Source organism: Paenibacillus sepulcri, assembly GCF_042647105.1.
Lineage (GTDB): Bacteria > Bacillota > Bacilli > Paenibacillales > Paenibacillaceae > Paenibacillus_Z > Paenibacillus_Z sepulcri.
In genome coordinates this window covers 6,120,279-6,135,096 of the sequence record NZ_JBHRUP010000001.1, presented here as the reverse complement: position 1 = coordinate 6,135,096, position 14,818 = coordinate 6,120,279, and the positions used below count along the sequence as shown (strand labels likewise).

General features: G+C 56.4%; 7 protein-coding genes. All 7 read right to left on the bottom strand.

The genetic code is table 11. The annotated features are described in order from the left end of the window. Positions 1-558: 558 nt before the first annotated feature. On the bottom strand, positions 559-2,610 hold the full coding sequence (locus ACFOLF_RS26735; protein WP_210045470.1) for a glycoside hydrolase family 127 protein: 2,052 nt from the start codon (positions 2,608-2,610) through the stop codon (positions 559-561). A gap of 57 nt (positions 2,611-2,667) precedes the next feature. Continuing rightward, complete coding sequence (locus ACFOLF_RS26730; protein ID WP_210045469.1) at positions 2,668-4,509, bottom strand: sensor histidine kinase; 1,842 nt, start codon at positions 4,507-4,509, stop codon at positions 2,668-2,670. 10 nt (positions 4,510-4,519) lie between these two features. Beyond that, the gene (locus ACFOLF_RS26725) at positions 4,520-6,163 is read right to left on the bottom strand and encodes a response regulator transcription factor (protein ID WP_210045468.1); all 1,644 of its coding nucleotides are present in this window, start codon (positions 6,161-6,163) and stop codon (positions 4,520-4,522) included. 113 nt (positions 6,164-6,276) lie between these two features. Next, positions 6,277-6,570, bottom strand: coding sequence for a hypothetical protein (locus tag ACFOLF_RS26720; RefSeq protein ID WP_210045467.1), 294 nt, complete (start codon positions 6,568-6,570; stop codon positions 6,277-6,279). 59 nt (positions 6,571-6,629) lie between these two features. Further along, positions 6,630-12,185, bottom strand: coding sequence for an Ig-like domain-containing protein (locus ACFOLF_RS26715; RefSeq protein ID WP_210045466.1), 5,556 nt, complete (start codon positions 12,183-12,185; stop codon positions 6,630-6,632). Positions 12,186-12,276: 91 nt separating this feature from the next. Further along, positions 12,277-13,476 carry a dockerin type I domain-containing protein gene (locus tag ACFOLF_RS26710; RefSeq protein WP_210045465.1) on the bottom strand — a complete coding sequence of 400 codons (1,200 nt, stop codon included), beginning with the start codon at positions 13,474-13,476 and terminating at the stop codon, positions 12,277-12,279. Between the two features lie 230 nt (positions 13,477-13,706). Next, positions 13,707-14,753: an S-layer homology domain-containing protein gene (locus ACFOLF_RS26705; protein ID WP_210045464.1), complete on the bottom strand. Its 1,047-nt coding sequence runs from the start codon at positions 14,751-14,753 to the stop codon at positions 13,707-13,709. Positions 14,754-14,818 lie beyond the last annotated feature (65 nt).

Genomic DNA, 14,818 nt, shown 5'->3' with positions numbered 1-14,818 from the left:
TTTCCGCTCTCATTCAAACACAAAAAAGCCGCATCTGATACCGTTCGCACGAAAAAATAGTTTAAATGCGCGGAATCCGTATAAGGTTTACGATTATAGGGGAAAACGAAACAAAGAAGAGATCCACGGCCCAGTCGACCAGTCTACCTGCATAGTACAATGCACAGTATGCCGTCAGCCGGCTGCTTGCTTGCGGCAGCAAAGAAGCCTTGTTTCTTTCCCGGTCCAGATAGCGCAATCATACGCGGCAGCTTTCGGCAAATCAGAGCTATCTAAAGCCGCGCCTTGCACAACTATCATTTAAAAACGAAAAAGCACCTTCAGCCCCGCGATAGCAGCGGTTCAGAATGTGCTCCCGTTTACTTTCGGCGCCTCGCGGGGCTCTCCCCACGCTGAGGTAAGTCGGTGTAATAGCCGTCAACATCCCGTTCAACAGGAAACTCCTCTGACGCACAATAAGGAGACTGCCAGCGGAGTGTTGTACGTTAGGCCGGGAATCATAGAGGTATCAATTCAGCTGGAAACAGGGCTGGACTGAAGCCTGACCCGGCTTTTCGGTTAGTCTCTGATCCATACCGCCATTTCGCCTGCTCCCCTGTTCGCCCAAGTGTAATAGGGGATGAATGTGACCTCAACAGGCTTCGATTGCCCGCTCACACCGCTGCGGTACAAGGCTCCATTCCATTCGTCGCCGCCCCGCCTGAGGGCCTGCCCGGTTATGTGCGGAATCCCGCCCGCCGGCTGCGCTTCCGGGCTTGCTTCAAGACGGCTGCCCTCAGGCAAAACAATTTGATGCAAATCCGGCCCATTGTCCGCCTCCTCCAGACAATAAACAAAAGGTCCGCGCTGAATGGCCGTCTTCCCTGCGGTCTGGCGGATATGCGGATGCCCCTTCATCCGCAGCACAGGCATGGAGAATGTTAAATCTACGGTATCCCCCGCTTCCCATAGCCGGTTAATAACCGCATATCCATCCTCAACCAGCTCATCTAGCTCGAGAGGAATGCCATTCACAAGGCAAGCTGCTTCCCCGCACCAATCCGGTATCCGCAGCGCCAACCGGAAGGAAACCGGCGATTCCGGAACGACCCGGAAGCTGACGGTTCCTTCCTGTGTATAACGCGAGTTCTGCTCGATCAGCACATGTTGATCGTCCAGCTGCCACTTCAGCCTGCTGCCGATATACAAATGCGTATAAAGCGTTCTATCCTGCGTGCCGTAAATATACTGCCCCAGCGAGGCGAGCAGCCTGGCGATATTGGGCGGGCAGCAGGCACAGCCGAACCAGCCCTGGCGCTCCGGCATGACATGATCGTACAATCTGTTCTTGCCATGCGCATGCGGATAAACCTCCAGGGGATTAACATAAAAGAATCGTTTGCCGTCCTGCGACATTCCACTCAGAACCGTATTGTACAAAGCCCGTTCCAGCACGTCGGCATACTCGCTCTTCGGTTCAAGCCGCAGCATCCGGCGGGCGAAAAAGATGAGGCCGATCGAGGCGCAGGTCTCCGCATAGGCCGTATCCCCCGGCAGATCATAGTCCAGCGTGAACGATTCCCCATGCGCCATTGAACCGATCCCGCCTGTAATGTACATCCGCTTGGAGACAATATTGCGCCACAGCTTTGCGCAGGCTTCAAGCAGCTTTGCATCAGAGGTTTCAGCGGCAACATCCGCCATGCCCGCGCACATATAAACGACACGGACGGCATGCCCCTCGGCCGCCGCCTGTTCGCGGACGGGAAGATGAGCCTGGCTGTATGCATAATCGCGGGTCACCGATATTTCCGGAAAATGAACCGTTCCGCCGCGCTGCTGCAGCTCCTTCTCGTAAAAATGAGGCTGCGCCCCGCGCTGATCGAGAAAATATTGGCTCAGCTTCAGGTAACGCTCTTCGCCGGTGGCGTGGTAGAGCTTGACCAGCGCAAGCTCGATCTCCTGATGGCCGTCATAGCCCTGCAGCTTGCCCGGCTCAGTGCCGAACACGGTGCCGATATAGTCGGCATACCGGCATACGACGTCCAGCAGTCTGTTTTTTCCCGTTGCGTTGTAATAGGCCACAGCCGCTTCGATCAGATGTCCGGCACAATACAGCTCATGGCATTCCGCCAGATTGGTCCATCTGCCCGCTGGCTCCTTTACCGTGAAATAGGTGTTCAGATAACCGTCCGGCTGCTGGGCTCTGGCGACGATATCGATCACTTCATCGGCCGCTCGCTCAAGCTCCGAATCGGGTGCAGTCCCCAGCAAATAACCGACGGCTTCCAGCCATTTGGCCACATCGCTGTCCTGGAACACCATCCCGTAGAATTCTCCCTCCTCATCGCCCGCGGCGATGCGGTAATTGCGAATCGCGCCGCTCGGCGCGGCCCCCGGCACCCGGTCGTTCAAAACCTCCCATTGATAAGGCACAACCACCTCGCGGACAAGCCGGATATAATCGGACCAGAAATCATCCTGAATCTCCGCTGCCGCAAGAAGAAACGGCTGTCTCCGTCCTCTGGAGGCAAAGTTAGTTTCTTCCCCAAAACGATCAGAAAAGGATGCGTCGCCTTTTGCGCGTTCTGATTGTTCATGAAATGTGGACTGCTGCGATTTCGGTTTCATCTTGTATCGTCCTTTCGAAGTAGCATCCATGCAAAACATCCAACCTGCTCGGCGCACCTAGAATTGAAGCGGCAGCCTGATCGTCACGACCGTCCCTTCGCCTTCCGCCGAGTCTATCTTCAGCCCATAATCCTCTCCATACAGCAGCTTGATCCGCTGCTCGATGTTTTTGATCCCGATGCCATCCGATTGCGGGTCCAGCAGCTTTTGCACCGTGCTTTTGTCCATCCCCTTACCGTTGTCCGCCACCTTGAAGCACAACACGCCGGAAGACTCTTCGCCGCTGATGACGATCAGCCCTCCGGAGCGCGCATCCTCAAATCCATGAATAATGGCATTCTCGATTATCGGTTGAAGAAACAGCTTCGGGACCTTGCATTCCTCGGGCAAGCCGTCCATTTCGATTTGGATGGTAAATACGCCATCGAAACGCTTTTCCATAATATGCGTATAGCCGCGAAGCCAGATCAAGTCGTCCTTCAGACGAACCGGCTCCTGCTTGTTGTTGACCGTATACTGCAGCATATTCGACAGGCTGACGATCATTTTGCTGATGGCCTGCTGGTCCTTGCCGATTGCCATCCAGTTGATGATATTCAGGGTATTGTACAGGAAATGCGGATTAAGCTGCAGGTTGAGCGCCATAATCTCCGCCTCCTTCTCCCTGAGCGTAACCTCGTAGTTTTCCCGGATCAGCTCCTGGATTTTATCGTTCATATGATTGAACTTCTTGATCAGAACATTAAATTCGTAGTCGGGCTGATCGGGAATCTTGGTGGAAAAATCGCCGGTTCCCGTCAAATGGATCGCGACCAGCAGCTTCTTGATCGGCTTGATCAGCCAGCCCGATAGGATATACGCAATAACAATGGCCAGCAGCGTCAGCGTTCCCGCGAGTATCAGGTCCAGATAACGGATGGCGGGCAGCTCGCGGATCAGCTGCTTGTAGGGAACGACGGATATCGTCTTCCAGCCTGTCACGGTCGAGGTGTCAAAGCAGATCAGCATCTCATTGCCGTCCACCTCTCCGGTCAGCGTCCCGTTCTCCGCCTTGAAGGCGGCATCCAACCATCCGCTTGTATCAAGCGTCGCCAGCTTCGCCGTGTCCGGATGGTAGACGATCTCTCCCTTATCCGAGACGACATACATATAAGAATCCTTGATCGGGAGGCTGAATTTCAGAATATCCCGGTAATACGTTTCAGAGAAATTGATCAGCAGCACCGGCTTCTCGACATGAGCCGCAAACGAGCGGATGACGCCGTCCACAATCGGGGCGCTGTTGATGACCCGGGCGGTCGAAAACATATATTTGAATTTGGGATCGACGCCCCTCAGCTCCGGCTGGGCGAATTTGCTGGAATAGTCGTAGGTCGGAATCCAGATCAATTTGCCCTGCTCTTCGATCGCCCGGCGGTAAATATCCGAGGACCGGAAGCCCTCGGGCGATACGGAGAAGAAGGGTGAATTTGTCGTGATCGACGGGGCGTTGCCGCCAAAGCTGTAATAGCTGGTGACCAGCTGCGCCGTATATTTGTCCTGATCCCGGCCAAAATATTTGGTCAGAATCGCCGTCACTTTCTTATCCATCTGCACCAGGCTGTGGTCGCTCTTGTCGGTCACATGATTGAACAGATCGTACAGATCCTGATCGGAGATGAGCGATAAGGTACGCTCCTCGATTCCGCTGAGAATGATGTCGATAATTTCATTGTTCTTCTTCACGATTTCCAGGATGCTGTCTCTGGAGTTGTCCAGGATAATTCCCGAGCTCGTGCTGTAATGCTCGAAGCCGTTAATAATGGAGGGCAGCGAGATAAGCAGCACGTAGAAGAAAATCAGCTTGGTGCGGAACCGCATGCGCATAAACCGTTCCCGCAGCGAAGGCAGCAGTTTCATAGTGCCCCTCCTAGCGCCGGGTCATAGAGCGTGATATAGTGCGGTATTCCTCGGGCGTAAGAGAGAACTCTTTCTTGAACACGCGGTTGAAATATTTCACATCCTGATAGCCAAGCTTGGCGGCAATTTGATACACTTTGTCGTTGCTCCCCTCGAGCAGCTCCTTCGCCTTCGCCAGTCTGATCTGGGTCAGATAGAGACTGAAATTGATGTTCATCTTGCTTTTAAAATAATTGCTGAAGTAGCTGGAGCTGAAATGAAAGACGGCGGATACCGATTCCAGCGACAAATCCTCCATATAATGCTCGTCAATGTAGGCCAGACAGTGCTGAATGAGCGCTTCTTTGCGGCTTGTTTTCAATTCCCGCATCCGGTCCGCAATCGTGCCCAGCACGGATACGGCGTTCTTCTTCAGATCCTCTATATCGGCCGACTGTTTCAATCGGCTGTCAATTACCTCAAGCAGGGAGGAACGAAGCTCATCCTGCCCCAGAAATTCAGGCGTGTCGACCGCTTCGGCAAACAGCGCGGCGATATACCGCAGGAGCTCTCCGGGCTCCGGCCACCCCGGGGCCGCAATTCGCTCAAACATGCCGCAGACGAATGATTCCCGTTCGCGCACATCCCCGTTGTGAAGAACGCCGGTCAGCAGCGCCGCATCCTTGCTGCCATGCGGGGACGGCAGCTGTACCTTGGGCTGCGGCTGTTTAACGCCGAATACATCCGGGCTGACGCCAAGGAATACCCGCCTGCCCGGCTCGTAAAACCGGCCTTCGCAGGCATGCCGCGCCTGTGCCGCGAGCCTTGGCCCCGCAAGCGCGATATTCGCCGCCTCGACGCTGATACCAATGGACATGCGAAGCCCGCCAGTCTGCCCTTCGATTTCAACAGCCTCCGAAATGCCGGACAAGGCCTCGAGCACGGTGGCAGACAGCGGCGCATCCGTTGCCGTTATGAGCCGACTGCCATCCTGGTCCAGAAAAAAGCTGCAGAATCGGCCGTAATCGCCAATCAGATCTCCGATGGCGTCCTTGATTTTCATTTTGCAGGAGCTCGCTTCCGGCTGCGGGATCCGGCTTGCATCGTAGGCAATATCCGTCAGCAGCAGTCGGCCGGCTCCGCCGAAACCGAGAATATCCTCGACTTCGGTTTGTTTGGCAGGCGTATCGGCTTCTCCCTTTAACCATCCATTCAATATCCGTTGATGATAGACCGGGAATACACGCTGCAGCTTCTGCTCCATCTGCCTTTTCTCCTCCAGCAGCCGGACCTCCGTCTCGATGCTTCGCTCGGCCTTCTCCAGCACATGCGTAAATTGATCGACATCGAGCGGCTTCAGCAAATAATCAAAGGAACCAAGACCGATCGCTTTCTGCGCATAATCGAAATTGCCGTATCCGCTCAAAAATATAACCTTGCGCGGATTATTGTCATCGCCCAGGCTTCCGATAAATTCAAGCCCATCCATCATCGGCATCTGAATATCCGTAATAATGATCTGAAAGGATTCCTCCGTACAGAAGCTCAGCGCTTCCTTCCCGTTTCTGGCGGTATAGACCGCATAATGGGGCCGGAGCTTGTGAAACATATTCGACAGTCCAGCCAAATGCATCGGTTCATCATCAACAAGCAGTATGTTATAAATAAGCTGCAACCTCCCACCAGATCCGCAAGATTATCCATCAACAGATCAACGGCAATCAGCCAGTCTGAAGATACAATATGTATCTTCAATACTAATTGAATGCGCTTACAAATTGCAAACGCTTATTTTGTAGAACCCTGTAGAAACAACGGTTGAACCGTGAATGTTTTGTGAAATGCCGCCGGAGCCGCACCTGATGTCCCGGCGGCGGCAGCAAGCCCTGCGGCCTGCTTTTCAAAATTTTGCCCGGCAGGAATGTTGTCGTCATGATGCATTGTACATACTTCATAAGAACTACCGGCTGATGCCGCCCTTGGAGGGCAAACTTGGAACGTAACGTACAGGAATTTATAGGGTGAGACTTGGGTAAATTCAAAACGTTTAAAAAACCGGGCAGCCATGAAACGGATTATCATCGTCGTTTCCGGCTGCCTGGTACTTGCTGTTCCTTTCCTTCACCTGACTTGACGTGCGGTTATCCGAATATCAGTCTTGCCATCGCCGAAAGGTCTTCGATGTCGATCAGACCATCCGCGTTCAGATCGGATTTCGCATACTGCGGCCAGTTCGGATCTGCCGCTGTCCTGCCGTATGCGGCTGCAATAATGGCAAGATCTCCGACTGTAACTTTGTCATCGTCATTCATATCACCCGGCCGCGTTTTGATAACCGCGTCCCTGAAGGCCTGCAGCGACTCAGCCAGACTCGCTGCCGCCTGCTCCACCTGCTCATCCGTTGCTGCGGAATCCGCCGCAACAGCCTTCGCATCATCGATGGCCGCCTGCAGCTCCGCTTTCGAGCCGGCAGGGTATTGCCCTGCAGCCGTGCCTTCTGCTGCAGCATCATGCGCGGCCTGCGCTTCCGCGATCACAGCCGCAAGCGCCGTCTTGTCGATATGACGGATGCTTACCGTCCATGAGCCGCCCGCAAGACCGGTTTCCGCCCCTGTGGAATCGGCTGCGGTTAACGAAGCAACCGCAAAGCCCGCCGTACCGGCTGCGCCGGTATCCTTCGCTTTGAACTGAAGCCTGAGCAGATTCCCGCTTATGTCGCCGCGGGTTTCGCCGATATTGGCGAGGATCAGCCTGACCTTGCCCGGCTTCGCATCCTCTCCGACAAGCGCAAGCCCATCCTTAAGGATATCGCCCGTTCCTATCCATTCCACTTTATCCCCGTCGAAGGTGACAGTCGCATCCAAAGCCAGAACATCGGCTCCGGCGCCGTTCACAGCCAGAGTCAGCTCGAACGGCTGCCCGCCAGCAACCGATTCAGGACCGGTTAACGTCCCGCCGCCCGCGTCATGCACGGTGACAATGGCTCTGGCCGGCTGGTCGGTGCCGGTTACCGTGCCATATACGGTAAACTCCCCGGCCTGCGCATATTGAACCGGTTGAACGGCATCCCATGCCACAGCCAGCTCAGCCGTGGAATCATTCATATAGACGGCCGTTACGTTCGGCGGCAGCTGCGGAGCGGACTTGGCCTCCGTATCGACGCTGACCGTCTGAACGCTCTTGACCGGATTGGCCGCGAATGCTTTCCATTCCAGGATGCCTGTCGCTTCGGTGCCGGTTCCGGTAAAGGTCAGGCGCAGCCGTGTTGTCGTGACCGCATCGAATGTCGTCATATTGTACTGGTTCAGAAGAAGTCCATTGCCCTGCGCATTCGCTACAGGGACAAAAGCAGTCCCGTTCCAGTATTCCAGCTTGGCGGATACCGGCGCTTTCACACCGCCCGCGTTGCCGTCCGCAAACCAGTAAACATCCGATCTGTTTACCGAAACCGGTGTGCTCCAGGCAAGCTCCGCCGTCTCTGTGCCGAAATTCGGCCAGTTGTTGTAGTTGGGCGTCGCTCTGGAGCTGGCGGGATCAGCTCCGTCATTGATGTTTTTATGCATGGCTGTTCCGCCCTGGGCATGCGTAGCGGAGGCAGTTGCTTTGAGCGCGAGATTCGGTTTGGCCGGGTCCATCGTGACGACTACTGTCACTTTAGCCTTCAGATCGGTCCCCACGACCATGCCCTCCACGGCAAATTGCCCGGGCAGCTTATACAACGCAGGATCTACCGTATTCCATACCACGGCTGCATCCTTGTAGGAATGATCAGTATAGGAAGCCTTGACCGCCGGAGGCAGCACAGGTGCAGTGCCCGCCATTGTCGCCGTCTTCGTCTCGGTCAGGCCGCTGATATAAACCTGTCCTTGAACGGGATCGACAGTCACGATGGCCTCGACTCTGGCGTCAGAGTCCGCGAGCATTCCCTCAACCTGGAATTGCCTCGGCGACGCGTAATTGGAGGAAGGAACGGACGCCCACTGGATCGTCACATTCTTCTTCTTGCCGTCTATCGTGTTCGCCGTCAATGTTTCCGGCAGCACGGCAGGCGTCCCCGCCGGCGTGTGGACACTGACAGGTCCGTCGATGGATACAACCGTCTTCGGATCGTTGACTCTCCATTCCTCGATGCCGGTTCCTGATTCGGCACTCCCGGTGAGCTCCAGACGAAGCTTCGTCGTTGTCACCATATCGAATTTCGTCGTATTGAAACGGTCCTTCTGCACGCCGTAGCCGTCTGCATGCGGCACCGCTTCGAAGCTGCTGCCGTTCCAGAATTCCAGCTTGTAGGAGGCCGGCACCCGAGTACCCGCCCCGTCATCGTACCAGTAGAGGTCGACGGAATCGATCGTGCGGGCTTCGGACCATTCATACTGCACCCACTGTTTGCCGGAACGGGTGCTGAATACATCCTTGCTCCGATCTCTCGATGTGTCCGGCTCATAGCCGTCATTAAGAGCGAGGATCGTATCCTCCACAGACGAATAGGATGCCGAGGTGGATGCGAAGTAGGCGATATTGCCGTCAACCGCAGCCGGGCCCGGTCCGGTCTTCGTCTGCACCACCTTGTTCAGGGTACCGTCGGGATTGACCGTGATGAGATCAACGGCAATATTCCGCTGGTAGTCGAAGCCTCCCGATACGTCCGAGGTATGATAGACAAAATAATATTTTCCACGGAAAAATTGAATCGCGTCATGATTCGTCGGGGAACTCGTAACATCATTAATCGTTCCCTTGTAAGTCCATGGGCCAGCCGGGCTGTCGCTCATGGCATAATCGATCGTAGCCGGATTAGCCCCCGCTGCATAGGAGAAATAATATTTATCTCCGATTTTGTTCAGATAGGGAGCTTCCCAGTAGCGGGTCAGACCGACCGGCGTAATAACCGGCTCGCTGTAAGAAATCATATCGCTGTTCAGCTTGATCATCCGCACCGTATTGTAGGAGCCCCAGTACAAATACGTCTGGCCGTCCGTATCGGTAAAGATCGTGGGGTCGATATTGAGCGCACTGCCGTTCACCGTCGTGCTGTTGATGAGCGAGGTGCCTCTGGCATCTTTCCACGGGCCAAGAGGACTGTCGCTGACCGCAACTCCGATTGCAAATCCGCTGCTCGTTCCCACCGGACAGTACCAGTAAAATTTGCCGTTCTTCTCGATGGTCTGGCCGGCATAAGCCTGGCCGCTTGCCCAGCTGAAGACTTCGTAGCGCATAGCAGGACCATTGTCGTTCCAGTGCTGCATATCCGTAGAGGAGAGAATATGCCAGTCATTCATCAGGAAATCGGTTGCCGTTCTGGGCGCTTCGTCATGTCCTGCATAGATGTAGAACGTATTGCGGTAGGTCAGAGCGCCGGGATCCGCAGTAAAAATATTCGTCAGCAGCGGATTCCCGATACGGGTCGAACGGTTCGGCTCCGCCACAGTGACGTCTGCCGCGACTGGCAGGTCCGATCCAGCTGCAGCGCCGGTTACATGAAAGGTGCCGGGCTGCGCATATGCGGACAAGCTGACCGGCGCCCAGACTACGTCAACTGTCCCGGTGGTTCCATTGCCGTACAAAGCCGTTACTCTTGCAGGCAGAACAGGAGCGGTCCGCGGCGTCGTGATCGTCGCAACCGGTTTATAGCCTGTGATAACCGGAGCAACAACCGTTACTTTCGCTTCCGCTCTGGCAGCGGAGAAGCCTGCCACCGTACCGGCGACAGTGAACTCGCCGACTGCTTCGTATTGGGACCCCGGTACATCATCCCAAACGACGGAAGCATACCCGTCCGTGCCGTCGCTGTAGCGCGCCGGCACCGCCCCGGGCAGCGCTGGCTGTGCGAGCAGCAGCGTCTCTACGCTTACAGGAGACAGGCTGACAGCCGCCGCTCCAGCGGAGAGCACGGTCACGATCGTCTTAACCGGCCCGGACGCTCCAGCGACTGTACCATTGACGCTGAAGACTCCCTTCTGCGCATATTGCGAAGGAGCCGGGGAATTCCAGGCCGCACTCAGCTGCCTGACTGTTCCATCGCTCATGGAAGCCTGAACCGCAGCCGGAAACACCGGAGCCGTTCCTGCCTCCGTCACGGCGTATGCGTCATGCAGCGCCGCAATCGCCAGGACGATAACGGTCGCGCCTGGTCTGGCAACGCTGGATGGTCTGCCCGGAATGGTCGGATTGGCTGTTGTAAACATACCTGTGGCTGCATAGCTGGATGGGGTGATGGCAGGCCATGTGACACCTGTCACTTGCCCTTTTGACCCGTCATTATATACAGCCACTGCCACGGCCGGCATAACCGGAGCCACGCCAACGACGGTATAGACGGTCGGGAAGGGCTCGTAGCTCACGACGGCTTTGGCGATCACTGTGACGCTCGCCTTGGCTTTAATCGGCGTGCCGGCGATCATGCCGTTAACCGTGAACGAGCCCGCCGCGGCATACTGCTCCGGGGTGACCGCATCCCATACGACATCCAGCGAAGCCGTTGTCGCATTATTGTAGACGGCCATTACCTTCGCCGGCAGCACTGGCGCTTTGCCGGCAACCGTCGAGACGGATGAATCCGCAATCGTCATGACAGACGGTTCCGTGACCGTCACATTCGCTTTAGCTTCGATGGAAGTGCCCGTCACCGAACCGGCAACCGTAAATTGTCCGGGCTGCTTCAGCAAATCCGGGTCATACGGATTCCAGGTCACCCTGCTGCTGATGTTATCGACTGAACCGTCGTCATAGGTTGCTTCGACAACGGACGGCAGCCGGGGCGCCTTGCCCACCCAGGTCGAGATGTTCTCTTCAGCAACCGCAGTGATCGTTACAACCCCGGACGCTCTCACATAAACAGCAGCTTCAGCTTGAAGATCCGTTCCCTCAACATCCCCTTCAATCCGGAAGCTGCCGGCCTGCGCCAGCTGCTCGGCGGTCACAGTCGGCCAGACTACCGCAGCCTCCACTGCCGAGCCGTCGGCGAGTATCTTGACCGCCTTGGTTGGCAGTGCCGGCTGCACGCCGATCGGCGTACCAAGCTTGACCGGCTTGATGCTGACCGCCGGCGTGGCATAAACCTTCCACTCCAGAATTCCGGTCCACTGCGCGCCTCTAATTACCGTCATGCGCAATCTGGTCGTCTCCACCGGATAAAACGTCGTCGTATTGTACGTGTTAAGCGCAACTCCGCCGCCAATCGCAGCCGGTACATCCACGAATGCGCTGCCGTCCCAGAACTGCAGCTTGCTGGCCGTCGGTGCCAGTATGCCGCCATTATCGGTCCACCAATAGACGTCGGACTTGCTGATATGGACCGGCGCCGGCCACTCGTATTGAACCCACTGCGCTGCGCTCGCATTATTCCAGTTGCCGTAAGCCCCCCCGGTCTTATCGGTCGAACTGGTTGGATCGTGACCGTCCTTGATCGCATTCAACGTTTCCCACGAGGAAATAAACGATGTGCTCACCGTTGCCCCGGAAGCGAGATTAACATCCCAGGCGCTTGCCGCTGCGAGCAGCAAAGCATCATCCTCTCCTGTGCCTGCCGCCGTCTTGGCGGCGGCAAACGCCGGCGTCTCAACAGCCCCAGCACTTTCCGCAGAAGCGACAGAGCCTCCCGATACGGCAAACACCCCCGGATTCAAATTCAGCAGCATGGAGGACATCAGAACGGCCACAGCCGCTTTTCTGTAGATCGAGCCTTTAAACAGCCGCATGCGATGTCTCCCTCACAATCGTACAAGCGTTTGCTTGTATGGAAACGCCTACCATAAGGCAACCCTCCCGATTTAAATGATTTATTTTCAATCAGCCCAAAATCAGAATGGCAAGCCTGGCTAAATCCTCTATATCCACGACACCGTCGCCCGTCAGGTCCGCTGCCTTAATGCGATCCCAATCAGGATCGGAGGAGCTTTTGCCGTAATAAACGGCCATGGCTCCCAGATCGCCGACACTATGCCGGCCATCGTTGTTTATATCTCCCGGCTCCTGTGCGTTAACGGAGGATTGGAACGATTGCAGCGCATCCGTCAAATCCGACACGGCCCTGGCAACCGCATCCGCTGCCGCGCCGGCATCCTCTTCGACCAATTCGGCCCGGCCGATCTCCGCAGCAAGCAGCGCCTTCGCTCCCGACGGATACTGCCCCGGCATCGTCCCCTCCGACGCGGCATCCAGCACAGCCTGCGCTTCGGCGATCAGCTGCCTGAGGGCTGTTTTATCGACCTCGCCAGTCACGATCCGCAGCGCAAACACCGCTTCCTTGACGCCATGCTCCCTGCCGTCGGCTTCCGCCGCAACCGCAGCTGCCGCAATCGTGGTGCTCCCCGCCCCATTGGCAGCCCTCACCTTCCAGCGCAGCTTCAGCAGCGGACCGTTATCGCGTATGCCGCTGTCAAGTCCCGGACTTGCCGCTATAATACGAAGCTGTCCGCCACTGCCCTGCGTCTGCCCCGCAATCGCAAAGCCGTCCCTTGCCGGCACGGCATCCAGAAACTCCAATGCTTCCGGATCATAGGTCACCGATATGTCATGGGCATAGAGAACGCCCTCCAGTCCGGTGAGTCCATAAAAGGTTTCAAATTCCCCTCCGGCCGCAGCTTCAGACGGTCCAGACAAAGCGGCCGACAGACCGGACGGCTCCACCGGCTTGCCCAGCAAAATCTGTGAAGCGAGGCTCGTCAAATCGGCAATATCGACGATTCCATCGCCGTTCAGATCCGCTTTGGCATGCTGCTGCCAGTCAGGGTCTGCCGACGTCCGGCCATAGGAAGCGGCCATGATGCCGAGATCGCCGATACCAAGCCTGCCGTCGCCGTTCAGATCCGCGCTGCTTGCGGCCGCAGCCGGATTGGACTTTTCAAGACCGGCCGCATCGGCGCTGTCTTCCGTACTGACGGCGTCTGCGGCGAATAATGACGGGCACAGCGGCATCCACAAAACCGCTGCAAAAATGACGAATGCGAGAAAAATATGAATAACAGGTGCGCGATTGAATAACCGCATGCCCAAGCTCCTTTCTTCCCCGTTGTGTACGTTATCCGGATTACCGGCTGCACGCTGATCGATTTCACATCAGCATCCCTTCTTGCGCTTGGCTGCTGTTCGCGTACTGTGCCGGGTTCCCGGCTGCACGCCGATCGGCCTCACGCCAGCATCGCATCCTGCGCTTGGCTATCCGTTCGCGTACTTTGCCGGGTTCCCGGCTGCTCCCTTCGCGAAGCTGCGATGCCGGTCTACCCCGCAGTTTCCGCGCGGTAATCCAGAAGCGCCAAAATCAAAGTGACCACTTCAGCCCGCGTCGCATGCTCCATCGGAGCGAACAGGTTGCCCCCTCTTCCCTGAATCAGGCCGGCTTCCGAAGCAGCAGCGACCGACGGGTGCGCCCAGGCGGGAATTTGCGCAGCGTCCGCGAAGGATGATTTCAGCCCGGAATCCGGATTCAGCTTCAAGGACCGCGTCAGCATGACGGTAATTTCCGCTCTTGTGATGGAATTGCCCGCACGGAACGAGCCGTCTTCATAACCCTCCAGTATGCCGGCTGATGCCGCCTGGGAGATGAAGGATGCCGCCCACTGCGGGATATGACCGCTGTCGGTAAAACCGGCAGTTCCTCCGCCTTCGCCATCGAGCTTCAGCGCACGCGCCAGCATCGCCGCGAATTCGGCTCTTGTCACCTGTCCCTGCGGACGGAATTTCCCGTCCTCATAACCCGTCACAAAGCCCAGGCCAACCGCACGTTCGATATTCTCCTTAGCCCAATGGCCCTTGATATCGGAGAACAACAGCTCCGTGCCGTCGCTTTTGCCGGTCTTCGCCTTGGCCTGCACGCCGGCTGTCAATTTCACGGCTTTGAGCTTGCTGTCCACCAGCTTCACATCCGTCAGCTTCACCGAAGCGTCGCCTTCGGCCAGCACTTCAAAGGTAAGCGTGCACAGCTCAATGCTGCCGCTGTCCCCGGCAACCTCACCCGTCTTCGTGTGGGCGAAGACGATGCGGTCCTCCTTAGGCGTTGGTGAAACGGAGAAGCCTTTTGCCGTGCTCTTCGCGCTTTTGAACATAAGCACTTTCTTGTCGTAAACAAAATTAACCTCGTATCCGTAAACATCCGACAAATTCGACCCGGTTACGGTTACCGTTACCGATTGCCCCACGGTCGGAGCGGATGTTGAGAATGCCAGCTTGAAGGAAGGGCTCTGCGCCGCCATTGCGGCGGAAGGCTGCAGACCATAGAGCAGGATCATAACGATAGACAGAAGGATTGGCGGCCATTTCAAATTCATCGGGAAACCTTCCTCTCGTAGGAAATGAGGGGACGGCACAGTCGGCCGTTCCCCTCCGTATGCTT

Excerpts from the sequence above, each read along its gene's own strand:
- ACFOLF_RS26735 (WP_210045470.1), bottom strand. The coding sequence starts at position 2,610 with ATGAAACCGAAATCGCAGCAGTCCACATTTCATGAACAATCAGAACGC.
- ACFOLF_RS26730 (WP_210045469.1), bottom strand. The coding sequence starts at position 4,509 with ATGAAACTGCTGCCTTCGCTGCGGGAACGGTTTATGCGCATGCGGTTC.
- ACFOLF_RS26720 (WP_210045467.1), bottom strand. The coding sequence starts at position 6,570 with ATGATAATCCGTTTCATGGCTGCCCGGTTTTTTAAACGTTTTGAATTT.
- ACFOLF_RS26715 (WP_210045466.1), bottom strand. The coding sequence starts at position 12,185 with ATGCGGCTGTTTAAAGGCTCGATCTACAGAAAAGCGGCTGTGGCCGTT.
- ACFOLF_RS26710 (WP_210045465.1), bottom strand. The coding sequence starts at position 13,476 with ATGCGGTTATTCAATCGCGCACCTGTTATTCATATTTTTCTCGCATTC.
- ACFOLF_RS26705 (WP_210045464.1), bottom strand. The coding sequence starts at position 14,753 with ATGAATTTGAAATGGCCGCCAATCCTTCTGTCTATCGTTATGATCCTG.